The organism is Paeniglutamicibacter sulfureus, assembly GCF_030512175.1.
Lineage (GTDB): Bacteria > Actinomycetota > Actinomycetes > Actinomycetales > Micrococcaceae > Paeniglutamicibacter > Paeniglutamicibacter sulfureus.
The window spans coordinates 1,312,785-1,338,766 of the sequence record NZ_JAULBL010000001.1 but is presented as its reverse complement, the minus strand read 5'-3'; the positions used below and the strand labels follow the sequence as shown (position 1 = coordinate 1,338,766).

Below are 25,982 nucleotides of genomic sequence, written 5' to 3'. Positions count from 1 at the left end.
CAGAAGGAGTGCATGATGGAACCGATTTGCATTGGCATCGGCGGACCCGTGGGAGCGGGCAAGACCCAGCTGATCGAGCGGATCACCCGCAGGCTGAACGACGAGGTGTCGATGGCCGCGATCACCAACGACATCTACACCATCGAGGACGCCAAGATCCTGGCGGCCAACGGCGTGCTGCCGCTGGATAGGATCGTCGGCATCGAGACCGGCGGCTGCCCGCACACCGCGATCCGCGAGGACACCTCGATGAACTCCGCGGCCATCGAGGAACTGAAGGCCAAGCACCCGGACCTGCAGGTCATCTTCGTCGAGTCCGGGGGAGACAACCTCTCCGCGACGTTCTCCCCGGAACTCGTGGACTTCTCCGTCTACATCATTGACGTGGCCCAGGGCGAGAAGATCCCGCGCAAGGCCGGACAGGGCATGATCAAGTCCGATTTGTTCATCATCAACAAGACCGACCTGGCCCCCTACGTGGGCGCCGACCTGTCGGTGATGGAGCGCGACTCCAAGGAATTCCGCGGGGACAAGCCGTTCTGCTTCACCAACCTCAAGACCGACGAGGGACTGGACACCGTCATCGACTGGCTCAAGCACGAGGTGCTGATGCTGGACCTGGGCTAGGGAGGATGGCACCGAGAATGCCCGAGCAGCCAGCCATCAAGGAGCTGGGGCCCTCGCCCTTCGCGGGAACCAAGCTCGTGGGCGAGCTGCGCCTGCAGGTGGGGAACCGCGCCGGAAAGGCGATCGCCACCCGGCAGTACCACCAGGGCGCCCTGCGGATCCTGCGGCCGCACTACCTTGATGACACGGCACAGGTCTGCTACACCATCGTGAACCCCGGCGGCGGCTACCTCGGCGGGGACAACTACGGCATCGAGGTCTCTGTGGACGAAGGCGCCTCGCTGCTGCTGACCACCCAGTCGGCCACCAAGGTGTACAAGACCCCCGGCACCTTTGCCCGCCAGGACCTGGTGGTGCGCCTGGACGCCGGGGCGGTGCTCGAATACGTGCCCGACCAGCTCATCGCCTACCGCGGGGCCGACTACCGGCAGTTCACCACGGTGGACATGCACCGGGATTCCAGCCTGCTCTTCTGCGAGGTGCTCACCCCGGGGTGGAGCCCGGACGGGAAGCTCTTCCGCTACGACGAGGTGCGCCTGCGAACCGAGGTCTGCGTGGACGGCCGCCTGGCGGTGCTGGACAACCTGCTGGTGCGCCCGGGAGCGGACTCGCTGGATTCGTTGCTCTTCCTGCAGGACTACACGCACGTGGGAATGCTGCTGGCCATCGATGCGAACATCGGTTCCGGAGACGTCGAGCGCATCCGCGACCTGGCTTACCGAACCGGGAAGGCGCAGCGCACCGAGGTGCATCTGGGGATCAGCAAGGTGCCGGGCCCGGGCGTCGCCGTGCGTGCCCTGTCGAACTCCACCGAGGCCATCACTGCGGTCCTGATGTCCGTGGTCGACGAGCTGCGCCACCACCTGAGGGGCCAAAAGCCGCTGAACCTGCGCAAGTACTAGGGGCGTGCCCCACCTGTGCGTTTGCGGTGCAGGCAACGCGCGTCCTGCGTGGCGGTATGCGCCCAGGTATCCCAACCCGTCCCGGAGGCCGCCTACCTGTCGAAAATCGTCATCTCTGTGCTCGGCACGCCCCCAAGTTTGGTCGTGCCGAGTACGGAGGTAACGGTCACGGGACCGTCTTAGGTCTGAACCCGAGCCGCTTCAAAGCGGTTAGTGGCCACACGTTCCCCGTCATCGAATACTGCCGTGGATATCGGCACCCGGACGTTGGTGCTCGATCGCCAGAACGGCAAATTCCACGTGGGGAATATATCGAAAAGTGGAATATTCGAGGATGCTCCCCGGCTGCCGTTGGCCAGGGCCAGCCACCCCGCAAGATCCGCGACAACAAGCATGATCGCCCCTCCGTGGTGCACTGCGTGATTTGCTTCCTTGGTGGCGCCGATCCCCCCTGCTGCCCCCAAGGCTGCAACGGGAAGTCCAACGAGCCGGATGCACGGCTTCGGGCCGCAGGGCGGGCGGCACCTGTGCCCGGGTGCCCCCATCAAGTACCAAACTAGCTGACGCGACAAGTGGAAAAGCGCGGCCAGCGAGTTCTCGAACAACCCCGAACAAAGCCGGATATTCCGAACGGGACGTAACGGCTTTCCGGCTGGGGTCACCGGGTGCCTAATATTCAGGTGGGGCCTTGTGCGGCATGCACGCGGCGGTAGCTAAAGAGGACTGAATGATTGACGAACCCCCTGCAGCGGAGCGCCCGGCGAGCTCATACGATGAAATCGCCCATGACTTGCAGGTATTGCGTTTCGCCGCCGGTGATATTTCCTATGCCGAGATAGTCCGCCGGATTGCGGCCCACAGGGAGCTCGGCGGCGTGGATGCCGGCAACGCCCGTCCCGCCCGCACCACGGTCTACGACGCATTCCGGACCGGGCGAACGCGAGTCAACCCACAGCTCGTCGGTGAAATTGCGCGCGTCCTGGGGGCGTCCGAAGCCGAGGTCGCCCAGTGGGAACACCGTTGCCTTCATGCCAGGCGCAACCCGCGGGAAGTTCCCGCCGCGATGCCGGACGCCGAAGCGGAACCAGCAACTCCGCAGTCGGCCGTGGCTGAGGCGGCGGTTCCGGCGCGACGTCGGAAACTCATGCTTCTTCTGGCATGTGTTTGCTTGAACGTCCTGGGATTCACGCTGGTGGCCTGGTTGGGGTTGCCGCTCTATTTCGACATGGTGGGCACGGCCATCGTCGCCATTGTGCTTGGCCCCTGGGCAGGCGTGGCCGTGGGGCTGACCACCAACGCGATTGGCTTGGCCATCACCGACTCGTCGTCGATTGCCTTCGCGCTGGTCAACATTGCCGGCGCCTTGGTGTGGGGATACGGTGCGCGGCGCCTTCGACTGTGCCAAACCTTCCCCAGGTACGTGTTGCTCAATGTCCTCGTTGCCCTCAGCTGTTCGCTGGTCGCATCCGCCTTGCTGGTCCTGCTGTTCAACGGCGGAACCGGCCACGCATCGGAGTCGACAACCCGGAATCTCGCGGCGATGGGCAATTCCTTGTACCTTGCCGTCTTGGGGTCGAACCTGGTTCATTCCCTGGCCGACAAATTGTTGACTGGTTTTGTCGTTCTTGGTGCTTTGGGCGCCGTTCGGCGATGGATCGAGGTTCCGTTCTACGAGGCGTTGAGCACGGACGTGAAGCTCCTTCTGAAGGCGGTTGGCGACCCCGCCCGGAACGCCGGGCCCGGCTCCCGGCGTTGGCAGGCTCCCTTGCCGGTGCGGGTGGCTGGTCCCGATCCCGGGAGGAACGAGTCGGAATCGACCGCCGACAAGCCCTGAGCCTCGTGCCCGTCAGGAAGGGCATCCGGCGTGGTTGACGTCTGCGAGGTCCACCATGGTGTGGGCAACCCTGGACAGCGCGGCGCGGTCGTGCGAGGCGATGAGGACGGCGGCGCCGGCCGCGGCGCGGACGGACAACAACTCCAGGATGACGGCTTTGGTCCCGGCGTCGAGTTGGGCGGTTGGCTCGTCACAGATCAGCACCTCCGGATCCAGTGCCAGGGCACGGGCCACCATGGCCCGCTGGAGTTGCCCGTCCGAGACCTGGTGCGGATAGTGCCGCAGCAGTGCCGGATCCAATTGCACCGCCTCGGCCAGCTCGGCCAGCAGTTTGGCATGGCGACGTGGTTGCGGGCGCAGGGTGCGGTCGCGGATGGCCAGCGGGGCGCAAATCAATGCGTCAAGGCGCAGCCGAGGATCGGCGGCGGCACGCGGGGACTGCAGGACCATGCCAATGGACTGGCGCACCCGAGGCGGGACCGGGGTACCTGGTGCAAATGCCTGGCCGTTAACGAGCACGGCCCCGGAAGCCGCGGGCGTCATCAACGCGGCGATGCGTAGCAACGTCGATTTGCCCGCCCCAGAGGGGGCGCCAAGCCCCGTGATTTCGCCTGCTCCGACCCGCAGGTTCAACGCCTCGAGCAGCTTCCCGGATGTCGGTGCGGTGCCGGGGTGGGTGTAGGAAACGTCCGCGAGCTCCAGGCTCATGCCAACGCCCCCAGCAGCGAATCGGTCGCCGGATGCGCCGGGTTGCCGAGCACCTCCGAGGCGGGGCCCGATTCAACGACCAGCCCTTCCTGAACCACCGCCAGGTGGTCCGCGATGCGGCGGGCCAGCTCGAGGTCGTGGGTGACCATCACGATGGTGGTTCCCGCTGCGGCCAGGGACCGCAGCAGCGTTTCCACGTGGCCAACCGTGTCGGAATCCAGGGCGCTGGTGGGCTCGTCCACCAGCAGGATCCGCGCGCCGACGGCAACGCCCAGGGCGAGTGCAACCCGCTGCGCCTGCCCGCCGGAAAGCTCGTGCGGGTAGCGTGCGGCCAAGGATCCGTCGATGGCCGCCGCCGCCAGTGCCGCGAGGGCATCGGCGGAGGAAGATGGCCTCTTGGCGGCCTTGAGCGTTTGGCGCATCTGTGAGGCAACCGTCCGCACGGGGTTCAGTGCGGTGCCGGACGAGCCCGGAACCAGTACGGTTGCGGTGCCCCGCACCGCGGCCAGCCCCGCCGCGTCGAGCGTGCGTCCGCCGACCGTGATGTTGCCCGTGAAACTTGCGCCGGCGGGCGGCAGCCCGGCCAGGGTGCGCAGCAGCAGGGACTTTCCCGCCCCGGAGGCGCCAATAATGACATTGATGCGCCCGGCCTCGGCCCGGTAGTCGATCCCCTTGAGCACCAGGGACGCTGCCCCGGGGGCGGTGGTCGAGGGGATCCGGAGGCCCAGGCCGGAGACCCGGATTGCCGAGCCGTCCAGGGATTGGTCCGGATCGGTGTGGGGGATTGCGCGCGCAACGGCCGGGGCCGTTGCCGGCTGCGTCGTGGAGCCTTTGCTGAAGGCACGGGCCGGCCCGCTGCGCAGGCGCCGCGTTCCGGCCGTGCCCGCCAGGGCGGCGGTGGACCAGCTGACCAGGACCAGCATCCCGGCGGGGAAGACCAGAAGCCACCAGGCGCCGGCCAGGAGCCCGCCGCGGGCGTCGTCCAGCAGCAGGCCCAGCGATGCGGATTCGGGCGGCAGCCCAACGCCCAGGAAGGACAGCGAGCTCTCATGCCAAATGGCATGGGGCAGCTGCAGCACGAGGGCAATGGCGGCCTGCGGTGCCACTGCAGGAAGCAGGTGGGTGAACCAGATGAAGGGTGTCCCCGCGCCGGAGGCCCGGGCGAGCTGCACGTAGTCTGCCGTGCGCTCGGCCAGCAGCCGCGAACGCACGATCCGTGCCACCTGCGTCCAGTGCGTCAATGCAATGGACAGCACGATCGCCCACCACTGCCCGCGCCACAAGGCGACAATCACCACCGCCAGCAACAGGTGCGGCAACGCATTCGTCGCATCAACCAAGCGCATGGCAATGCGGTCGACAAGCCCGCCGCGCCACGCTGCCAACAGCCCGACGCCCACCCCGAGCACGGTGGAGAACCCCGAGGCCAAAAGGGCCAGGAACAGGGACATCCGCAGGCCCTGGGCGGAACGGGTCCACACGTCCCGGCCCAAGGTATCGGTGCCAAAGAAGTGCTGGCCCGAGGGTGCCTGCAGCACCGCGGACAGGTCCACCGCACGCGGATCCAGCGGTTGCAGCCACGGGACCAACACGGCATAGCTGACGGCCAGGCCGAGCAGGGCAAGGGGAAGCAGGCGGGGCCTAGACATCGCTGACCCGCGGATCGAGGAAGAGGTAGCAGGCGTCTGCCAGCGCGGACCCGGCAAATACCGCCGCGCTGGTCAGGGCGGTGACCGCGGCCAGCAAGGGGAAATCTCCCGCGATCGCCGAGGACACCGTGGCCGAGGCCAGGCCCGGCCAGGAGAACACCGCCTCGACGAGTAGCGCCCCGGTGACAAGTTCGCCCAGCTTCGAACCCACCACCGTCATGAACGGCAGCAGTGCCACCGGCAACACGTGGGTGCGCAGGACCGTGAACTCGCCCAGCCCGCGTCCGCGCGCGGCCAGCACCGCATCGGAATCCAGCGCCTCGAGCACCGAGGCCCGCAAGTTCAACACCAGCCACGGCAGCAGGGTCACCGCCAGCACGCCCGCCGGCAGGACCAGGTGCAGTGCAATGTCGCCGAGGGTGGGGTCCACCCCTCCCGACGCGGCGCCTCCGGCCGGCAACCCCAGGACGATCGCGAAGACGGCGATGGCCGCCAGTCCCAGCACAAACGGCGGGATGGCCTGGGCAAGGTGGACGAGGCCGAGCACGACGGCGTCAGCGGCCGAGCCGGGTCGGCGGGCGGCACCCACCGCCAGCACCACCGAGAGCGCCATGGCCACGAGCAGCCCCGAGGCCACCAGCAAGGCGGTGTAGGGAAGCCGTTCGGACACCACCTGTGCCACCGGCTGGCCGAAGACCCGGGAGGTGCCCCAATCCCCGCGGAAGATGCCGGAAACCCAGCGCCACCAGATCGCGTACCAGGCATCGTTGAGCCCCAGCTGCGCGGTCAGTTCACCGCGTTGCGCCGGGGTCGCGTGTTCGTATTGCGAGCCCATGTACAGGGCCAGCGGGTTGAAGGGGGCGAGGGAGGCGAGCCAGAAGACCGCGGCGGTGATCCCGGCCGTGGCCGGAACCGCCACGAGCGTGCGCCGCCCCAGCAGGGAGAGAACCTTGCGGGCACGTATGCGCCCCAGGGTCAGGAGCGCCGGCGGTGCCTGCATGCTCATTGCCGGGGGACCCATTGGCCGATCTTGGTCCAGGGGCCCCACGCGGTGCCGTGGTCGTGGGGCTCCAGCAGGGTCCCGGTGCCCTGCCAGGTATCTGCGACGGCGGCGCGTTGGACGTAGGTGTGGTCGATGAACGCGAGCAGGACCATGGACGGTTCGCTCGTGTACAGCCGTTGGACCTCGCGGTACGCGGTGGCCCTCTTGGCCGCATTTAGGGTGGTGCGCCCGGTTTCCAGCGCTCGGTCCATGGCCGGGTCGGCATACCTGCTCGGGTTGTCGTAGTAAGCACCGGTTGCCGGATAGGAGGAATGCAGCATTTTGTACAGCTGGGTGTCCACGTCGTAGGGGGTGTCCCCGCCGCCGAGCATGATCGCGTCGGTGCCGGCCCGGGGCTCGGCTTGGTCGAAGGTCGCGGCTTCGACCGAGACATCGATGCCGAGCTGCTTCATTTGGGCGGAGAACGCCAGGGACAGGTCGCGGCGCAACTGGTCCCCGGGGTTGTACATGAGGGTGAACGCGGCCGGGTTCCCGTCCTTGGAGCGCATCGAGTTCTCGCCGACAGCCCAGCCCGCCTCATCCAGCAATTCTGCGGCGCGCTGTGGGTCGCGGGCGAAGACGGCCCCGGGATCGAAGGCATCGCCGTATTCGGCGGGCACGAAGGTGTGTGCCGGTCGCCCGGCACCGGCCAGGACGCCGTCGATCAGCGCTTGCCGATCCACGGCAAGGTTCAGCGCCAGGCGCACCTTCGGGTCGCCGGTCAGAGGATTGTCCGCCGGGAGTGAGAGCCCGCGCCAGTCTGCGGAGGTGGCCGTGACCAGATCGAATTCGGAGTTCGCGGCAAAGGTCTGGGCCAGCCGCGAGGGAAGTGTGGTGCCGTCGAATTCCCCGGCCAGCATGCGTTGGGCACGCGCGTTGTCATCGGGTGCGGCCTCGTAGGTGACACGTTTGAGCGCGACTTCACCACCGCGGTAATCCGGGTTGGCCGACAGGACCAGGCGCGAAGGGCCGATCGAGTCCACCAGGTAGGGGCCGGTGCCCACGGGTGCACGGTTCAAGGCCGATTCCTCGACACGCTGGCCGGGCACGATGGCCTCGGAGGGGGCGATGCCGACGAGCATGGCCGACTTGAAGGACACCTGGGACTCGTGCAGCGTGAACCTGACAGTGTGCGAATCCAGCGCCTCCACGCGCCGGAGGTTCGATAGGCTGCCGAAGATCGGCGAGGCGCTCGCCGGATCCATGATGGCCTTGTAGCTTGCCACCGCATCGGCGGCATCAAAGTCGGTCCCGTCGCTGAACCGGGCGTCTCGGCGCAGCGGAACCGTCCATGTGCGCGCGTCGGCGGAGACCGTCGGTTCCGCCGCGGCCAACAGCGGTACGATCCGGGGCAACTCGTCGGGGGAACCGGCCAGGGTGTACAGCGATTCGTTGACCTTGCCCGTGCCGTTGTTGTCGAACCCCGCCAGCGGGTTGAGCGTCTCCGGCAAGGCCGCGGTGAGCAGTGCCAGGGAGGACCCGGCGGGCTCCGCACCGGCGGTCCCGGGTGCCGCGGGCGCGCATGCGGTCACGGCCAATAGAATGGAGGCAAGAAAGGCCAGCGTCGTCAGGCGTTGTGGATTTCGCACGTTCGGGGTTTGGGCCTTTCATCCGGGTCGCCGGCGGGCAAACGGGATGCGGCAACGCCCCTACTGTACATCTGTCTGGGCAGACAGATGAAGGGTTCGGGGGATGGGTCCGGTGAGCTTGGGCACCAGCCCGCAACGAAGGGAAGGAGGGGACCACGTGCCGGAAACGGAACGCAGCAAGATCGGGGCGGACGCGGTGGCCGCCTCGGAACCGAACATGCCCGAGTGGATCGATGTCTTTGCCTTGGTTGCGGATGCCACGCGGATGAAGATCCTCATCGCCATGCACGCCGCCCCGGACTCCTCGGTGAGCCAGCTGGCCACCGCCACGGCGCTGGGCGCGAACACCGTCACCCAAGCCCTGGCCACCTTGCACAAGGCGGGCGTGGTGAGCGTGCGTGCCGACGGCCGCTACCGCCGTTGGACCCTGACCCATCCCGAGGTCCATCGGCTGCTGCACCAGATGCAGGCGCCGCATTCGGAATTGCACCCCGAGCACTAGCGGCCGGCCGCACGCCGGGGCAGCCTGTGGACGGAGGTCCGTCTGCCGTGCCGTGCACATGGCGGATGGCGCCCGCCCCGGGGGACGAACGCCATCCATCGTGGTGACTGGTTACTCGATGGGGATCAGTACCCCAGGCCGAAGCCGAACGGGTAGAGTTCCCCGTCCGCGGTCTCCTTGTAGCCGGGCAGGTCGCTGTACTGCTCGCGGATTGCCTCGGCCGTTCCGGCCAGCGCGAACGGCATCCGGCCTTGCGGGGCGACCTTGCCGGAGAGGATGTCCATCAGCGCGGTGTCGCTCATGCCGAACCCTGCCACGATCGCGCCCGCATCGCGCAGCCCGCTGGCCTCGTCCATGACGAAGGGCTGGCGGAAGTACACGTGCAGGACCACCTTGGACGGATCCTCGACCTCGCTCATGACCTGCTTGATGGTGTCCAGCGACGGGGTGATCTTCCACGACTCGGACTCGGCCATGGACGTGAAGTCCAGGATGCTCGACTCCCAGGGCAGCGACCCGCCGAAGCGCAGGCCGTCATCGGTGCAGGTCGGTGCTCCCTGGGTCACGCAGGCGTCCGCCGCACCGTAGGGGCTCTGGCCGTCGAGTCCTTCAACGCCCTCCAGCACGGAGGGGTTGATGTGCTCGGGGTTCATGCCGGACTCTGGGCTGTTGCTGACGTAGGAGCCGGTGTTGGCGTTGTTCACCGTGATGTTGAGCAGGGCCACGTCGCTGTCCTTGGCGCTGGGCCGGGCCGCGGGGTCCTTGGTGTTGCCGTTGGTGACGTTGTAGCCGTACTCTGCGACCTTGTCCGCGGAGATGTCTCCCAGGACGTAGACGTCGGACTCGGGCTTCAGCGGCAAGACCTTGTCCCCGTCGGCGGTTTCCTTGTTCTGCAACAGGACCGCGGACTTGCGCTGCAGGTCCAGGCCCACCTCGCGGTTCGTGGCACTGCCGACAGTATCGCCGGCAGCGGCTTCACCGACGTATGGGTTCTCGAACAGGCCCATGCTGAACATCGGTTCGGTCAATCGCGTGGCGGCGAGCGTGATGCGCTCCTCGGTCAGCAGCCCTGAATCGACCAGGTCGGTGATCGTCTTGACGTCGTGGAAGCCGGACAGGGTGTCGGTGCCGCCGTTGATGGCAGTTGCAACGCGCTCGGGAACGGACTTGTCCTCCAGGCCCCAGGCTCGGTCGTTGATGATGCCGGTGTCCGAGTTGACGTAGCCTTTGAATCCGAGCTCGTCGCGCAAAAGGTCATTGACGATCTGCTTGGAGAAGGCCATGCCGGTCTGGTCGTAGGTGACGCCGTTGTGTGTGACCTCCACCGGGGCGCCGTAATACGGCATGATCGAGGAAACGCCGGCCTTGATGGCCGCCTCGAAGGGCTTGAGGTGTTCGGCGAAGGCGTCACCCGGGTAGACCTGGGTCTTGCCGAAGGAATAGTGGGCATCCAGGCCAAGCTCCTGCGGTCCACCGCCCGGGAAGTGCTTCATGGTTAGCGCCACGGAAGTGTCAGGGCTCAGCGAGGAGCCCTCGGCGTCGAGCGGTCCCTGCAGGGACTGGACGAGCGTGGACATGATGTTGGAGTTGAGGTCCGCGTCTTCGGTGAACGTTTCGTGGGCGCGGTACCAGCGCGGCTCGGTGGACAGGTCGGCCATGTAGCCGTACATTCCGCGCAGCCCGATGGACTCCCATTCATCGCCCATGACGTTGGCGAAGTCCTCGACCACCGACATGTCTCCGGTGGTCGGTGCCTGCCCGGTGCTCGCGGCCTCCGCGCCGAGTGCCGCGGCGGCGATGCCCGCCTCCTTGGGGAAGGCGGTGAAGGCGCCGGCGGATTCGTTGATGCCGGCCCGCGCGTTCGGGTCGATGTGGTTGCGTGCATTGGACTTGTAGAGCATCGGGATGCCCAGGCGGGTGGCCTCGCCGAGCTCCTGGATGGAGTTCATGTACGTGGCGGCTTCCTGCGGAGTGAGGGACGTGCTGGCCTGGAAGCCGTCGCCGGTTGCCCCGCAGACGGCCTTGTCCTCGCTGGTGACGGTGTTGCGGAAGATGAAGCGGTGCATCTTCTGGTCGTTGATGTAGCCGGCCGCCGCCGGGTCAAGGGCGCCACGCTCCTTCGTGACGGGGTCGCAGGCGGCATTGAGCGTGTCGATCAGCATGAGGCCGGACTTCTCCTCCAGCGTCATCAGCGACACCAGGTTCGCCGCGCGCTCGCCGGCGGAAAGCCGCCAGTCCTCGTAGGCGTCGAGCTTGCCGTTGGCGTTGAGGTCCTTGAAGGTGCGGCCCTTGACCGTGATGGTGTCCTTGACGCGGACACCGATCGTCGGCGGCTTGCCGTGGTTGCCTTCATTCTTTTCAACCGCCATGGGGGCGGGCTTGCCACTGCCCTCCTGCGGCGGCAGTGCGCTTGCGGACGTCGCGCCCAGGGTGAGTATTAGGGGCAGTGCCAGGGCCGCCGCGGTGCGGCGCCGTTTCGAAGACGGCGGGAACATTCGAGTCATGGTGAGCTCTCCGTTGAGTCAGGGTCCGAGGACCAATGACGGGGCCGTTGTGACGCCCGCCATTGGATGCAGATCCACTGTGACGTGAATCACTGCGAAAGTGCACGTGGTTGCCATATATTGCCCTCGATCCACGGGGCTTCCGCCTGCCAAAAGCGCCGGTCGGCCTCCGGAAAAGCGACTTTGACATGCTGCGCCGCCTTAACCGGCGCGCAAGGCCGAAGCCCGAAAGGGCGCCGGAAACCCGCCGCCGGTTTCGCCGAGAACCCCCGACGACCGGGGAGGTCTTGGCTCAATTCCTTGACGCAATCCGGGCTTAAAAGAGTGCGGTGCCGGAACCTGTAAATGGTTCCGGCACCGCATCGGCGCCAAGGCGGTTGAAGCGCTCGTCGTTACTCGGCCAGCAGGCCCAGCACGTCCGGCAGCCACATGGACAGCTGCGGGATGAAGGTGACGACGAAGAGCATCGCCACCAGGGCCAGGAAGAACGGCACCAAGGCCTTGATGACAGGCTCGGCACGCAGGCCCGCCACCCGGGCGCCCACGAAGAGCACGTTGCCCACCGGCGGGGTGATGGTGCCCAGGCACAGGTTGAACGTGACCATGATGCCGAAGTGGATCGGGTCCACGCCGAAGGTGGTGACGATCGGCAGGAAGATCGGCACGAAGATCAGGATCGCCGGGGTCGGGTCCATGAAGGTGCCTACGATCAGTAGGATCACCATGATCAGGATCAGGATCATGGTCGGGGAATCAGTCAGGCCTAGCAGCCCGGAGGAGATGGCGCCCGGAATGCCGGAGAAGGCCATGACCCAGGCCATGATCGTGGAAACGCCGACCAGAAGCATGACGATGGCGGTGGTCATCGTGGCATCGATGAGGATGCGCGGCAGGTCGGCGACCTTGATGGCCTTGTAGACGAAGCCCAGGATCAGGCAGTACACCACGGCGATGGCCGCCGACTCCGTCGGGGTGAAGACGCCGGCGAGGATACCGCCGATGACGATGACGATCATCAGGATCGAGGGCACCGCGCGCCAGATGGTCAACAGTGCCACCGGCAGCGCGACCTTGGTATGGTTCTTCAGCTCAGGGCGCTTGCGCACGTAGAGCCAAACCACCAGCATGCAGGCAAGGGCCCACAGGATGCCCGGGATGTAGCCGGCCACGAAGAGCGTGGCGATCGAGGTGCTGGAGACCAGCGAGTAAACGATCAGGGTGTTCGACGGCGGGATCAGCATGCCCGAGGGTGCCGAGGCGATGTTGACGGCCGCGCAGAAGTTCCTGTCGTAGCCTTCCTTGCGCTGGCGCGGGCCGATGACTCCGCCGACCGCTGCGGCCGAGGCAACGGCGGCACCGGAAACCGAGCCGAAGAGGGCGTTGGCCACGACGTTGGTCTGGGCCAGGGAGCCGGGGGTGCGGCCGACCAGGACCTTGGCCGCATCGATGAGGCGCCCGGCAATGCCGCCGTTGTTCATCAGCACGCCGGCCAGGATGAAGAACGGGATGGCCAAGAGGGTGAAGGAGTTGATGCCGGTGAACATCCGCTGCGCGGAGACGAAGGCTGCCTTTTCCACGCCGATGACCGCGGCCACGGCCAGGAAGGCCGAGATGCCGACTGCGACGGCGATCGGGACGCGTGCCAGCAAGAGCACGGCGATGCCGACAACCAGGACAATGCCTGCTACAAGTGCTGCATCCAAAGCTAGATCGCCTCCCGGATTTCTTCGTCGTTGTCGTTGGGCAGGCCGCGTCCGTGCAGCGCCTCAACCAAGTGGTAGATGGCATAGAAGGCCGTAACGACCCCGGAGATCGGCAGGGCCAGGTACATGGCGCCGATGTTCAGGGGCAGCCCGGAGATCTTCTGGGACCAAGTCAGGTCCACGCCGCGGATGCCGCCGTAAACCAGGACGAACACGGCAAAGAGCAGGATGACGACCTGGACGAAGACCTCGGTGGTGCGCTTCTCGTTGATCTTGAGGGCGCGCACCAGAAAGTCCACGGCGATGTGGCCTCGATCGGAAAAGACGTAGGCGGAACCGAAGAGGGCCAGCCAGACAAAGAGGTACTGGGCCAGTGACGTGGTCCAGGTGGCCGGGTCGTGCAAGACCTGGCGGCTGAAGACCTGCCAGCAGACCACCAGCACGAGGAAGCTGAAGAGAATGACGCACAGCCACTTCAGCGTGACATCGAGAACTGCCTTGATTGCGTTCACTTGCCGGCCTCCTTGATGTCCTCGTACAGCGCGTGGGCCTTTTCGCCCTTCAGGGCGCCTTCGACCACGGGGGCCAAGGCCTTGCGGAATGCCTCGTCGTCGACGTCGTTGAACTTGGATCCGGACGCGGTTGCCTTGTCGATGGCCCCCTGCGTGTCCGTCAGCCATAGCTTGACGTGCTCGTCAACGGTCTTTTGCCATTCGGCTTCCAGGATCTTGCGGTCCTCCGGGTTCATCGTCTCCAGGAGCTCCGAGTTGATGAGCATGTAGTCAAGGCCCACCAGGTGACGGGTGCGGGCCACGTACTTGGCAACCTCGTTATGCTTCTGGGTGGTGTACGAGACCTCGTTGTTTTCCGCACCGTCCAGCACGCCCGACTGCATTGCCGTGTAGACCTCGCCGTAGGACATCGGGGTGGCCGAACCACCCATGGCATTGAGCATGGCGATGTGGATGTCGGATTCCTGGACGCGGATCTTCATGCCGGCCAGGTCCTCCGGCGTCCTGATGGGGCCCTGGGCCGTGTAGAGGTTCCTGTCGCCCTGGGTGAGTCCGCCCAGGACCGTGAGGTTCTTGGATTCCTCGAGCGAGGAGAACAGCTCGCCAACGATCTGCGGGTTGCGCAGCACGGAGATCTGGTGGTCGATGCTGTTGAAGACCGTCGGGAGATTCAGTGTCGCGAACTCGGGGTTCAGGTTTTCCAGCTGGGTGCCGGAGGCGATGAGCATGTCGACGGCGCCGTCGGAGACGAGCTGGATGACTTCCTGCTGGGCGCCGAGGGTTTCGTTGGGGTACACCTTGATGTCCCAGCGGCCGTCGGTGGCCTGCTTCAGTCGTTCGCCGAAGCCGGTCAGGGCAATGTAGGACGGGTGGGTTTCTGACTGGTTGAGGGAAAGGACCATGGTCTTCCCCTCCTCTGCGGTGCCCGAGATACCAGCGGTGCACGCACTTAGGCCAAGTACGGCTGCTGATGCCAGGGCGACGGCTCGCAATAAGCGAAGTTTCATCTCTGGAGGCTACTTTCCGGCCGGCGAGGAGGCGACGTTGCCCCATTGCCCTTGCGAGGCGGTGCCTGCAAAGGCACCTCCCGGCCACATTGACGGTTGCATTGATGATGTACGCCACAGCGCGCGGGGAGCCAATTGTTGCCACTAGTTGCCACAGACTTTCAACTATTGGCCGGGCGCGCAAGGATAGGGGTGTGATCCCCAGACCCGAAGAACCCCGCCCGGCAACCATCTACGATGTTGCGCGCATCGCGGGAGTTTCAGCATCGACCGTTTCGCGGGCCTTTGCCCGCCCGGGGCGGGTCAGTTTCGCCACGGCCGAACGCATCCGGAAGGTGGCCGACGAGATCGGCTACCAGTCGGTGAGCGTGCGCCGCCCCATGGCCCAGGGGCGAAGCCGGCGCGGGACCATTGCCCTGGTGGTGGCCGACATTTCCAACCCGGTGTACTTCGAGATGATCCGCGGGGCCGAGGAGGAGGCCGCCCTGAACGGCTACACCATGCTTCTGGCCCACACCCGGGAATCCGGGGTCATCGAGCGCGAGGCCATCGAACGGTCCATGGACATCGTGGACGGGATCGTGCTCAGCAGCTCGCGCATGTCCGATGCGGCCATCCGCGCCATGGCCAAGCAAAAGCCCACGGTGGTGATGAACCGCGGAGTCAAGGGCGTGGCCAGCGTGATCACCGACAACGTGCGCGGGGTGCGCCGGGCGATCGAGCATTTCAGGGAACTGGGACACCAAGAGGTTTCCTACCTCGCGGGCCCCGAGGCCTCCTGGGCCGACTCCATGCGCTGGGGGGCCGTGAAACAGGCGGGCCTGGAGCTCGACGTGCGGATCACCAAGGTCGAATCCGCCGCACCCACCATGGACGGCGGGGCGCGGGCCGCGGACAAGGTCGCCACGGGCAAGGCCACCGCAGTGCTTGCCTACAACGACCAGCTGGCCCTTGGGCTGATGCGCAGGCTGCAGGCCAACGGCTTCGGCGTCCCCGAGGACTTCTCGATCATCGGCTTCGACAACTCCTCGGGCGCCTCGTTGATCGTGCCGGGACTTTCCAGTGTGGCGGCACCCTTGCACGCCCTGGGGGCCACGGCCGTGCGCAGCCTTTTGGCGATCTCGCGGGGCGCGGTCTCCACGCACGAACAGGCCGTGGTGCTGCCGACGCGGTTGGTGCTGCGCGGCTCCACGGCACGCCCCCGCGGCTAGCGGAAATCCGCGCCTCCGCGGTAGTGGTGCAACTCATGGCAACTTGTTGCCAATACGTGCCAGGGATACGGACGATCAATACATGTCTTCCTCGATTGCGAACCACCCCGATCGGCTTCTGCCCGCAGACCCCGGTGTCCGCGCGATAGCCCGGTCGCTCCACAAAGACGTGGAAAACCTTCCCATCATTTCGCCGCACGGCCACGTGGACGCGGCCATGATCGCCAACGACACCCCGTTCCCGGACCCCACCGCACTGCTGCTGAGCCCGGACCACTACGTGACCCGCCTGCTGCACGCCAACGGCGTACCGCTTGAACAGCTGCGGGTCGGCGGCACCTCCGAGATCGGCGCCCTGGATGCCTGGCGTACCTTCTGCGCCAACTGGAAGGCCTTCGACGGCACCGCATCGGGGTACTGGCTGCGCCAGGAATTCGTCGACGTCTTCGGGATCGACGACCTTGACATCCGCGAGGAAACCGCCGAGGCAACCTTCAACGCGCTGCAGGCGAAGATCGACGAGCCGGGCTTCCGCCCGCGGGCACTGATGGACTCCTTCAACATCGAGGTCATGGCCACCACCGACGACCCACTGGACGACCTGTCAGCGCACCGCGCACTGGCCGATGACGCGTCCTTCACCTCCCGGGTGCTGCCGACCTTCCGCCCCGACGCCTACATCAAGTTCTGGGGCGCCGACTTCGCCGCCAAGGCCGACGCGCTGATCCAGGCCGCCGGCCAAGGGGCCACCGGCTACGACGGCTACATGGCCGCGATGGCCAACCGCCGTGCCTACTTCGTCGAACACGGCGCAGTGTCCTCCGACCACGGTTCGCATTCGGCCGCTACGCTGAAGCTTTCCCGCGACGAGGCCGCCGCACTCTTCGCCAAGGGCATGGCCGGCACCGCCTCCACCGCCGAGGCCTTCGCCTTCGAGGCGCACATGATGTACCAGCAGGCCGCCATGGCAGTGGAAGACGGACTGGTCATGACGATGCACCCGGGCGTGCACCGCAACACCCACGCAGCCACGCTGGAGGCATTCGGCCCGGACACCGGGCATGACATCCCCTTTGCCGTGGACTTCGCCACCGGACTGCAGCCGCTGCTCAACGACTTCGGCACCGCCAAGGGATTCCACTTCATCCCCTTCACCATCGACGAAACCGTGTTCTCCCGCGAGATCGCACCGCTGGCCGGGTTCTACCCGTCGGTGTTCATCGGGGCGCCGTGGTGGTTCCTGGATGCGCCGGATGCCATGATGCGCTTCCGCTCAGCCGTCACCGAGACCGCCGGGTTCTCCCGGTCCTCGGGCTTCATCGACGACACCCGTGCCTTCTGCTCCATCCCCGCCCGGCACGACGCCTCGCGCCGTGTGGAGGCCTCCTTCCTGGCCCGCCTGGTCGCCGAGCACCGGATCACCGAGGAACGCGCCCACGAGATCATCGTCGACATCGTCGACGCCGCACCGCGCCGGGCGTTCAAGCTGTGAGCGCCGGAACCTTGAAAGCCCGGGAGCTGAATCGCGGAACGCACCCGGCCGCCAAGGCCGAGGTCCGCATCGTGCACATCGGGTTGGGCGCCTTCCACCGCGCCCACCAGGCCTGGTACACCGCCAGGGCGAACGACGGCTGGGGGATCGCCGCCTTCACCGGACGCAGCGCCACGGCAGCCACCGAGCTTGCCGCCCAAGACGGACTATTTACCCTCATCCGGCGTGAAGCCGAAGGCGATACCTTCGAGGTCATCGACTCCATCGTGGAGGCGCACGACGGCAATGACATGGCGGCCCTGACCACCCTGCTGGCCAGCCCCTCCACCGCGATCCTCACCCTGACCATCACCGAGGCAGGCTACAAGATGGCGGCCGGCGCCGGCGAACCGGCCCTTGACCTCAACGACGCGGCTGTGCAGGCCGACCTTTCGGTGCTGCGCGAGCGCTACGACGCCAGTCTCTTCGCCAGCTCCGCGGCGGACTTCGGGCAGCTGAAGCTCTCCACCCCGGCGGCGCGGATCCTGGTGGGCCTGGCGGCCCGCCGCTCCGGGGACGGATGGCCGCTGGCCATCGTCTCCTGCGACAACCTGCCGGGCAACGGCACCGTGACCCGCGCCGGAATCCTGGGTTTTGCGCGGGAAATCGACGCCGAGCTGGCACGCTGGATCGACGCGAACGTGTCGTTCGTCGACACCTCCATCGACCGCATCACCCCGCGCACCACCGACGCCGACCGCGCCACCGTCGCGGAGCAGACCGGCTTCGCCGACGTGTCCCCGGTGGTCACCGAGCCGTTCTCCTCCTGGGTGCTCTCCGGTGAATTCCCGGCCGGGCGTCCGGCCTGGGAAAAAGCCGGAGCGCAGTTCGTCGATGACCTCGAGGCCTTCGAGCGCCGCAAGCTGTGGCTACTCAACGGCGCCCACACGCTGATGTCCTTCGCCGGGCAGCTGCGCGGACACGCCACCGTCGCCCAGGCCCTGGCCGACCCGGCGGTTTCCGGATGGGTCGAGGAATTCTGGGATGCCGCCTCCGCGCACCTCAACGAGCCGGAACTCGCCGTCCCCGAGTACCGGAAGGCCCTGCGCGAACGCTTCGAAAACCCGCGCATCGCCCACAACCTGGCCCAGATCGCCACCGACGGATCGATCAAGCTCGCCGCACGGGCGCTGCCGGTGTTCCGCGCCGAGCGGGATGCCGAGCGCGACGGCAATGCGGCCTTGCGCCTGCTGGCAGCCTGGTGCGACCAGCTGGCCGCGCAGCACGCCTCCGGCACGGCAGTTGCCGATGCGAACGCAGCCGAGTTGGAAGCGGTTCTCGCCGATTCGCAGATCGGCACCGGGACCCCGCAGCAGACCGCGGCACTGGTGGCCGTCGTCGATGCGGAACTGTCCCGGGACGCCGACACGATCGCCTCGGTCCACGCCCTGCGCGGAAGCTTCACCAACTAACTTTTCTCCCCGTCACCACCGGTGCACCGTTGCACCGCGCATTTGAAAGGATTGCCATGAAAATCATCAAGGCAGAAGTATTTGTGACCAGCCCGTCACGCAACTTTGTGACCCTCAAGGTCACCACCGAATCCGGCTTGGTCGGCATCGGCGACGCCACCGTGAACGGCCGCGAACTTGCCGTCGCGTCCTACCTGAAGGACCACGTCGCGCAGTTGCTCATCGGCAAGGACGCACATCGCATCGAGGACACCTGGCAGTTCCTCTACCGCTCGTCCTACTGGCGCCGCGGGCCCATCACCATGGCAGCCATCGCCGCCGTGGACATGGCCCTGTGGGACATCAAGGGCAAGGCCGCCAACATGCCGGTCTACCAGCTGCTGGGCGGCGCGTCGCGCAACGGCCTGCGCGCCTACGGCCACGCCTCGGGCACCGACACCGAGCAGCTTTTCGACTCGATCCGCGAGCACCTGGAACTGGGCTACAAGTCCATCCGCGTGCAGACCGCGGTCCCGGGCATCAAGGCCGTCTACGGCGTTGCCGCCCAGACCCAGGCCTCGGGCGAACGCTACGACTACGAGCCCGCCGGCCGCGGCGCATTCCCGCAGGAAGAGGACTGGGACACCCGCGCCTACCTGCGCCACCTGCCGACCGTCTTCGAAGCCGTGCGCAACGAATTCGGCCCCGAGATCCCGCTGCTGCACGACGGCCACCACCGCATGACCCCGATCCAGGCCGCCAAGCTGGGCAAGTCGCTGGAGCCCTACGACCTGTTCTGGCTCGAGGACTGCACCCCTGGCGAAAACCAGGAAGCGCTGCGCCTGGTCCGCCAGCACACCACCACCCCGATCGCCATCGGCGAGGTCTTCAACACGATCTACGACTTCCAGTCGCTGATCAAGGAACAGCTCATCGACTACGTGCGTGCAGCCTCCACCCACTTCGGCGGCATCTCGCCGCTGAAGAAGGTCATGGACTACGCTGCCCAATACCAGGTCAAGTCCGGCTTCCACGGCCCGACCGACATCTCCCCGGTGGGCTTCGCCGCCCAGCTGCACGTGGGCCTGGCCATCCACAACTACGGCATCCAGGAATACATGCAGCACTCGGACGCCACCAACACGGTCTTCGAGCAGTCCATGACCTTCAAGGACGGCTACCTGCACCCGGGCGACAAGCCGGGCCTGGGCGTCGAGTTCAACGAAGAAGCCGCGCTGTCCTACCCGTACCAGCAGGCCTACCTGCCCTACAACCGTCTCATCGACGGCACCGTTCACGACTGGTGAGCGCCGAAACCATGGAAGCCGCCACCGACAACGCCGTCAACGGCGCGGCGGTCACGCTGCACCGGGTCATCGTCATGGGTGTCTCCGGCTGCGGCAAGTCCACCGTGGGCGAGCTGCTCGGCGCGGAACTGGGTGCGGGATTCCTCGACGGGGACTCCCTGCACCCGCAGGCGAACATCGACAAGATGGCCGCCGGACACCCGCTGGACGACGAGGACCGCGAACCGTGGCTGCGCGAGGTGGGCGAACGCCTCGGCTCGGCCGAATCCGAGTCGATGGTCATTGCCTGCTCGGCCCTGAAGCGGAAGTATCGCGACTTGATCCGGGCCCAGGCACCTGGCACGGTGTTCATCCACCTGCATGGCACGGTCGAACTGCTCACCGAGCGGATGGGCGCCCGCCCCGGGCACTTCATGCCGGTGGGCCTGCTCGAATCCCAGCTTGCCACGCTTGAGCCGCTGGAAAGCGACGAGGCAGGTGTGGTGCTGGACATCGCGGCCACGCCGGCACAGCTGGCGCAGGAAGCCGCCGCCTGGCTGGACGCGCAGGCCTGATTCCACATACAAGGTCCGGCCCCAGGAAAATTCCTTGGGCCGGACCTTGTTGCATCGAGCGCCCTGTGCAGGGGTACGCGGCTACCCGGCGGCCGGCTGGCCCGCCATGACCGCCTCGAGCGTGGCTAGCGAGCCGTGCTCGTGCAGCGCGGCGAGGACCGCGCGGTACGGCGCGGCAAAGGCCTCGTCGTCGGCGATGTCGCCGAAGAGTTCGCGCTGCTCGATGAACGCGTTGGGGTTCTCCCTGTTGTTCGCGGCCGTTGCCTGCAGCTGCCCGGCGAGCCGGTCGACCACGGTGATGGGATTGCCCTGCTCGTCCACGCCCTCGGCGTAGCGGGCCCAGGAGGCGACGATCGCGGCGGAGAGGCCCACGGGGCGGCCGGCGGCCAGGTTTTCGCGGACCACCGGGATCAGCCACTTGGGGATGCGGTCCGAGGACTCGGCGCACAGGCGAGCCACGGTGTCCGCGACGTACTCGTTGCTGTAACGCTCGATGAGCTTGCGTTTGTAGGCCTCCAGATCCACGCCGGGAAGCGGCGCCAAAGTGGGGGTCGCCTCCTCATCCATGTAGCGCAGCAGGAAGTTGGCGAACAGCGGGTTGCGGGCCACGTCGTGCACCGCGCTGTATCCGGCCAGGTGCCCGAAGTAGCACAGGCCCTGGTGGGTGGCGTTGAGCAGGCGCAGCTTCATCAACTCGTACGGGACGACGTCAGCGACGAGCTGGACCCCGGCCTCCTCGTAGGGCGGCCGGCCTGAAACGAACTTGTCCTCCAGCACCCACTGGGTGAAGTCCTCGCACACCACCGGCCAGGCGTCATCGATTCCGTAGGTCCCTGCCACGTCCGCGCGGTCGGCGTCGGTCGTGACCGGGGTGATCCTGTCGACCATGGAGTTGGGGAAGGGCACGTTGGCCTCGACCCAGGCACCGAACTCGGCGTCCAGGGCAGTGGCGAAGGCGCCGAACATCTTGTGTGCGACCTCGCCGTTGCCCTGGATGTTGTCGCAGCTCATCACGGTGAACGGGGCGATGCCGCGCTCGCGGCGCAGCTTCAGCCCGGCGCTGACCAGTCCGAAGGTCGTGGCTGGGGCCGCGGGGCTTGCCAGGTCCGCGGCGATGGCGGGGTTTTCCAGGTCGAACTCGCCGGTGACCGGGTGGACGTTGTAGCCGCCCTCGGTCACGGTGAGCGAGACGATGCGGATGGCGGGGTCGGCTAGGGCCTCGATGGCCGCCTTCGGATCCTCGGGGGCGAAGACGTAGTCGACGATGGATCCGACGACGCGGACCTCGCGGGTACCGTCGGGGTTCTTCACCACCAGGGTGTAGAGCCCGTCGCTCGCGGCCAGCGCGTCGCGCATCCGGGCGTCGGAGGGCATCACGCCCATCCCACGGATGCCCCAGTCCAGGGCCCTGCCCTGGTTCATCAGTTTGTCCAGGTACATGGCCTGGTGGGCGCGGTGGAAGCCGCCGACACCGAAGTGGATGATGCCGGCACGCACCGCGGAACGGTCGTATGCCGGAACGGCGACGGGGGAGGCGATGTGCGCCAGGGCGTTGTTTTTCAGTTCCATTCTCGGGGGTGCTCCTTGGATCAGGTCTGCGGGGAAAGGACGAAGGCGGAGAGGCGCGGGGCTAGGACAAACGCTCCGGGGCCGGAAGAGGCACTCCGTTGAATCCGGGCTGGGTGCCGCGCAGGGCGTGGGACATCAGTGCCGCGACCAGATACAGGGCGGCAAAGAGGTAGACCATGCCGGCGGCGCCAAGCACCGAGTAGAGCACCGCCACCAGCAGCGGGCCGGCGAATACCGCAGCCCCGATGCCAAGGTTGTAGGAGGCCATGGCGGCGCCCGGGTTCTTCGGCGCCAGGGACACGGCGATGGCCGAGAGCGGGACGAACCCTGCCAGCCCGATCCCGAAGAATGCGCCGACGAGCAGGGTCAGGGCGTAGGCCGAGTCCCAGCCCCGGTCCACGGCATAGGCGGGCACCACGTAGAGGCCGAGCATCGACACGGCGCAGAGCACCGCTCCGCACCAGGTCACCGTCTTGCTCCAGCCGAGCCTGTCGCCCAGGGCGCCGAAGAAGAGGTTGCACGGGATGTTTACCGCGTAGATGACCGTGGTCAGGATCAGGAACTGTCCCACGGTCCAGCCGAACCGGTCGACGAACAGCGCCGGGAAGAAGATCGCCATGCCGTAGGTGGGGATCGAGTTGATGGTGCGGGTGAGCATGACCATCAGGGCCTTGCGGTTGGTGCGCAGCAGGGTGAAGCCGAAGACCAGGGTCTTGAAGACCTTCTCGGAGTCGGCCACCAGCGGGCCGCGGCCGGTTTTTTCCTTCACGCCGAGAAGGGCAACCGCGGCACCCGCAACCACCAGCGCCAGGGAGATCCAGAGCGTCTGGTAGTAGTCCAGGCCGAAGATGGTCAGGGAGGCGCTCGCCGTCAGGGCGCCGAGGGTGGGAAGCCCGGCACTGAAGGCGACATAAAACCACCCAATGGCCACGGCCAGACGTTTGGCATTGGCGGTGGCGCTAATCCAGACCAGGAACCCATAGGCGAAGAAGGGGTAGCCGAAGCCGCGCAGGCCGTAGGCGATGAAGATCAGCGCCACGCTGGCGGAATTCAGGGCCACGACGAGGAAAAGGAGCTCGAAGGCCACCCAGATGCCGGCACCGATGAACATGACCTTCCGCGGTCCCCAAAGGTCCGAAAGCGAGGCCGAAAGGAAGGCCGCGATGGCCACTGCGATGCCGTAGACGGTGACCAGGGTGCCGGCCATGGGGATGGAGAATCCGTGGTCTGCGGTGAGGAACGGGGTGAGGATGTTGGTCTCCACGCCGTCACCGATCATGAAGAGCATCAGCCCGACGAAGCCCCAGAGCAGTGGCCGGGGCAGGCCCATGCGTTCGAGGATGCCCTCGCGGGCACCTGTCGCACCGTTGTGCGTTTCTGGCTGCGCTTTCACGGTCATGTCGCTCCCTTGCGTCCTGCACTTCGTCGTGGTGATCGCCTCAATCTAACACCAAACAAGACAAATATCACAAGAAATCTGTTAAATTAGATAGATGTCTTGTACTTTTTGTTTCACCGGGTGACGGATCTATCATGAATGTTGTGACTATTGAAGAGTTTTGTGTGGAGGCCTCGGCGCAGCCCGCGCGCATCGGCCTGCCCCCGGAAACCCGCCGCGACGAGGTCACGCAATACGTTGCCAAGGCCCAAGACGTCAAGGTCGAGGAATTGGCCGAGCGCTTCGGCGTCAGCGCCATGACCATCCACCGCGACCTCGAGCTTCTTTCCAGGGACGGCCGCCTCGAACGCGTCCGCGGGGGAGCCCGCGCCATCACCAGCCGCATGGCCGAACGCGATGTGCGGCTGCGCCGGCACATGAACGCGGCCGCCAAGGATGCACTGGCCCGGGCAGCCGCCGCGCTGATCCCCGCCGGCGCCGTGGTGGGACTGGACGATTCGACAACGGTCGGTGCCATGGGCGCCTACCTGGCCGGGCGGCGTCCCTCCACCGTCATCACGCATTCGCTGCCGCTGATGAACATCGTCGCCTGCCAGCCGGACATCGCCCTGGTTGGCCTGGGTGGCCAGTACTACACGGAAACGGACTCGTTCCTCGGCTCCGTCGTGGTCGAGCAACTGCACCGCATCACCGCCGACGTGGTCTTCGTGTCCACCACGGCGGTGAAGAACGACGCGCTGTTCCACCCCGATGCAGAGGCCGCGCTGACCAAGCGAGCCATGATCGCAATGGCCGCGCGCAAGGTGCTGCTGGTCGACAGCTCGAAGTTCGAGTCCACCGGCCTCTACCACGTCATGGACGTGGAGGGCTTTGACGATGTCGTCATCGACGACGCGTTGCCCGAACACCACCGCGCCCGGCTGCGCGAGCTCGGTGTCACCATCCATGTCGCCACCGCACAGTAACGAAGGGGCCTTCGATGGGTTCGCAGTACGTCCTGGGAATTGATTCATCCACCCAATCCTGCAAGGCGGTCCTGGTGGACGCCGGGACCGGCGAGGTCGTCGACCAGCGCCGCATGCCGCACCCCGAGGGTACCCAGATCGACCCGGCCCGCTGGCTCGAGGCCATGGATGGCGCCACCGACGGGCTGCTGGAGCGGGCAGCGGCAGTGTCCGTGGCCGGCCAGCAGCACGGCATGGTGGCGTTGGATGCCGACGGGGAACCGGTGCGCGACGCGATGCTGTGGAACGACACCTCCTCCGCACCGCAGGCCAAGGACCTGGTTGCTGAACTCGGCGGGCCCGCCGGTTGCGCCGACGCGGTGGGCTCGGTCATGGTCGCTTCGCTGACGGCCTCCAAGCTGCGCTGGATGCGCGAGGTCGAACCCGACAACGCAGGGCGCACCGCCTCGGTGCTGCTGCCCCACGACTACCTCACCTGGCAGTTGGGCGGCCGCCAGGAGATGACCACCGACCACGGGGACGCCTCCGGCACCGGGTACTACTCAACCTCGAAGCGGGAATTCCGGCCGGACCTGGCGGCCTCCGCACTGGGTCACGAGGTGATCCTGCCCCGGCTGGCCGGTCCCCGCGAGGTCGTCGGGAACACGCGCGGCGGCGCGAAGATCGCTGCGGGCACCGGGGACAACATGGCCGCGGCTCTGGGACTAGACCTGGGCCCGGGCGACGTCTGTGTATCCATCGGCACTTCGGGTGTCGCCTCGGCCGTCGTTGAGCACAGCGTGCACGACGGCAGCGGGCTGGTCACCGGGTTCGTCGATGCCACCGGGCGCTACATGCCGCTGGCCTGCACCCTGAACGGGGCCCCGGTGCTGGACTTCGGGGCACGCATGCTCGGGGTCGACCATAAGGAATTCACCCGCCTGGCACTGGGTGCACAGACCGGTTCCGGAGGTGCGGTGCTGCTGCCCTACCTCGGCGGCGAACGCACACCCAACCGGCCCAACGCCAGCGGGCTGATGCACGGGTTGCGGGCCACTACCAGCCGCGAACAATTCGCCCGCGCCATCGTCGAGGGCCTGCTGTGCTCCATGAAGGACGCGGTGGCGGCCCTGGAAAACGCCACGGGCGTTTCCACCGGGCGGATCCTGCTCATCGGCGGCGGGGCGCAATCCGAGGCCGTGCGCCGCATCGCCCCCGAAGTCTTCGGGGTCGCAGTCGACGTGCCGGCCACCGCCGAATACGTGGCCCTGGGCGCGGCACGCCAGGCAGCCTGGGCGATGAGTGGCGCGGCAGTGCCTCCCTCGTGGGAGCCTGTGGGTTCGAAGCGCTACGAAGCGGCGCACCGGCCGGACATCTACGAACGCTATGCCGTGGTTCGGGATGCCACAGAGGGCTGGGAGTAGCACCAGCGCCAATCTCCGCGGCAGCCCGGCGACCGCGCAACGCCAATTCGCTTGCATTCCCGGGCCGATGCGG

General features: G+C 66.9%; 21 protein-coding genes. 11 read left to right on the top strand and 10 right to left on the bottom strand.

Going from position 1 to position 25,982, the window contains the following annotated elements; genetic code table 11:
- The first annotated feature begins 12 nt into the window (after positions 1–12).
- The 3 genes from ureG to Q2T94_RS05790 all read left to right on the top strand — a co-directional run bounded on the left by ureG (position 13) and on the right by Q2T94_RS05790 (position 3,363).
- Positions 13–627, top strand: a complete 615-nt coding sequence (gene ureG / locus Q2T94_RS05800) for an urease accessory protein UreG (protein WP_264270551.1) — start codon at positions 13–15, stop codon at positions 625–627.
- A gap of 17 nt (positions 628–644) precedes the next feature.
- Positions 645–1,529 carry an urease accessory protein UreD gene (locus Q2T94_RS05795; RefSeq protein WP_264270552.1) on the top strand — a complete coding sequence of 295 codons (885 nt, stop codon included), beginning with the start codon at positions 645–647 and terminating at the stop codon, positions 1,527–1,529.
- Positions 1,530–2,256: 727 nt separating this feature from the next.
- Positions 2,257–3,363 carry an ECF transporter S component gene (locus Q2T94_RS05790; protein WP_302263234.1) on the top strand — a complete coding sequence of 369 codons (1,107 nt, stop codon included), beginning with the start codon at positions 2,257–2,259 and terminating at the stop codon, positions 3,361–3,363.
- 12 nt (positions 3,364–3,375) lie between these two features.
- Here the strand turns inward: Q2T94_RS05790 and Q2T94_RS05785 are convergent, their stop codons facing one another.
- From Q2T94_RS05785 to Q2T94_RS05770, 4 genes are read right to left on the bottom strand one after another with little or no spacing between them, the layout of a single operon-like run.
- Positions 3,376–4,071, bottom strand: a complete 696-nt coding sequence (locus Q2T94_RS05785) for an ABC transporter ATP-binding protein (RefSeq protein WP_302263232.1) — start codon at positions 4,069–4,071, stop codon at positions 3,376–3,378.
- Positions 4,068–5,720 (bottom strand): ABC transporter permease subunit, encoded by a 1,653-nt coding sequence (locus Q2T94_RS05780; RefSeq protein ID WP_302263231.1) that lies wholly within the window; start codon positions 5,718–5,720, stop codon positions 4,068–4,070. The genes Q2T94_RS05785 and Q2T94_RS05780 overlap by 4 nt, the downstream gene beginning before the upstream one ends.
- Positions 5,713–6,726: an ABC transporter permease gene (locus Q2T94_RS05775; protein ID WP_302263230.1), complete on the bottom strand. Its 1,014-nt coding sequence runs from the start codon at positions 6,724–6,726 to the stop codon at positions 5,713–5,715. Before Q2T94_RS05775 ends, Q2T94_RS05780 begins: the two co-directional genes overlap by 8 nt.
- The gene (locus Q2T94_RS05770) at positions 6,723–8,351 is read right to left on the bottom strand and encodes an ABC transporter substrate-binding protein (protein WP_302263229.1); all 1,629 of its coding nucleotides are present in this window, start codon (positions 8,349–8,351) and stop codon (positions 6,723–6,725) included. Before Q2T94_RS05770 ends, Q2T94_RS05775 begins: the two co-directional genes overlap by 4 nt.
- A gap of 157 nt (positions 8,352–8,508) precedes the next feature.
- On the opposite strand from Q2T94_RS05770, the gene Q2T94_RS05765 reads away from it, so the two are divergent.
- Positions 8,509–8,853: an ArsR/SmtB family transcription factor gene (locus Q2T94_RS05765; RefSeq protein ID WP_302263228.1), complete on the top strand. Its 345-nt coding sequence runs from the start codon at positions 8,509–8,511 to the stop codon at positions 8,851–8,853.
- Between the two features lie 125 nt (positions 8,854–8,978).
- On the opposite strand, the gene Q2T94_RS05760 is transcribed toward Q2T94_RS05765, so the two are convergent.
- The 4 genes from Q2T94_RS05760 to Q2T94_RS05745 form a co-directional block, all read right to left on the bottom strand.
- Positions 8,979–11,357, bottom strand: coding sequence for a glycoside hydrolase family 3 protein (locus tag Q2T94_RS05760; RefSeq protein ID WP_302263227.1), 2,379 nt, complete (start codon positions 11,355–11,357; stop codon positions 8,979–8,981).
- A 392-nt stretch (positions 11,358–11,749) separates the two neighbouring features.
- Positions 11,750–13,060, bottom strand: coding sequence for a TRAP transporter large permease (locus tag Q2T94_RS05755; protein ID WP_302263226.1), 1,311 nt, complete (start codon positions 13,058–13,060; stop codon positions 11,750–11,752).
- Between the two features lie 2 nt (positions 13,061–13,062).
- Positions 13,063–13,572 (bottom strand): TRAP transporter small permease, encoded by a 510-nt coding sequence (locus tag Q2T94_RS05750; RefSeq protein ID WP_217388896.1) that lies wholly within the window; start codon positions 13,570–13,572, stop codon positions 13,063–13,065.
- Entirely contained in the window at positions 13,569–14,474 is a 906-nt protein-coding gene (locus Q2T94_RS05745) for a TRAP transporter substrate-binding protein (protein ID WP_302263225.1), read from the bottom strand. Before Q2T94_RS05745 ends, Q2T94_RS05750 begins: the two co-directional genes overlap by 4 nt.
- 299 nt (positions 14,475–14,773) lie before the next feature.
- On the opposite strand from Q2T94_RS05745, the gene Q2T94_RS05740 reads away from it, so the two are divergent.
- The 5 genes from Q2T94_RS05740 (at position 14,774) to Q2T94_RS05720 (ending at position 20,573) form a co-directional block, all read left to right on the top strand.
- Positions 14,774–15,790, top strand: coding sequence for a LacI family DNA-binding transcriptional regulator (locus Q2T94_RS05740; protein ID WP_302263224.1), 1,017 nt, complete (start codon positions 14,774–14,776; stop codon positions 15,788–15,790).
- Positions 15,791–15,872: 82 nt separating this feature from the next.
- A complete protein-coding gene (gene uxaC / locus Q2T94_RS05735) occupies positions 15,873–17,282 on the top strand; it encodes a glucuronate isomerase (protein ID WP_302263223.1) in 1,410 nt (469 codons plus the stop codon).
- Positions 17,279–18,733, top strand: a complete 1,455-nt coding sequence (locus Q2T94_RS05730; protein WP_302263222.1) for a mannitol dehydrogenase family protein — start codon at positions 17,279–17,281, stop codon at positions 18,731–18,733. Before uxaC ends, Q2T94_RS05730 begins: the two co-directional genes overlap by 4 nt.
- 56 nt (positions 18,734–18,789) lie before the next feature.
- Entirely contained in the window at positions 18,790–20,019 is a 1,230-nt protein-coding gene (manD, locus tag Q2T94_RS05725; protein ID WP_264270566.1) for a D-mannonate dehydratase ManD, read from the top strand.
- On the top strand, positions 20,016–20,573 hold the full coding sequence (locus tag Q2T94_RS05720) for a gluconokinase (RefSeq protein WP_310290018.1): 558 nt from the start codon (positions 20,016–20,018) through the stop codon (positions 20,571–20,573). The genes manD and Q2T94_RS05720 overlap by 4 nt, the downstream gene beginning before the upstream one ends.
- Positions 20,574–20,654: 81 nt before the next feature.
- Here the strand turns inward: Q2T94_RS05720 and Q2T94_RS05715 are convergent, their stop codons facing one another.
- Both Q2T94_RS05715 and Q2T94_RS05710 read right to left on the bottom strand, forming a co-directional pair.
- Positions 20,655–22,142, bottom strand: coding sequence for a mannitol dehydrogenase family protein (locus Q2T94_RS05715; protein ID WP_302263221.1), 1,488 nt, complete (start codon positions 22,140–22,142; stop codon positions 20,655–20,657).
- Between the two features lie 61 nt (positions 22,143–22,203).
- Positions 22,204–23,541 (bottom strand): MFS transporter, encoded by a 1,338-nt coding sequence (locus Q2T94_RS05710; protein WP_302263220.1) that lies wholly within the window; start codon positions 23,539–23,541, stop codon positions 22,204–22,206.
- A gap of 134 nt (positions 23,542–23,675) precedes the next feature.
- Between Q2T94_RS05710 and Q2T94_RS05705 the strand changes: the two genes are divergently transcribed.
- Together Q2T94_RS05705 and xylB are read left to right on the top strand one after the other, a co-directional pair.
- Complete coding sequence (locus Q2T94_RS05705) at positions 23,676–24,506, top strand: DeoR/GlpR family DNA-binding transcription regulator (RefSeq protein ID WP_302263219.1); 831 nt, start codon at positions 23,676–23,678, stop codon at positions 24,504–24,506.
- A 14-nt stretch (positions 24,507–24,520) separates the two neighbouring features.
- The gene (gene xylB / locus Q2T94_RS05700) at positions 24,521–25,909 is read left to right on the top strand and encodes a xylulokinase (RefSeq protein ID WP_302263218.1); all 1,389 of its coding nucleotides are present in this window, start codon (positions 24,521–24,523) and stop codon (positions 25,907–25,909) included.
- Positions 25,910–25,982 lie beyond the last annotated feature (73 nt).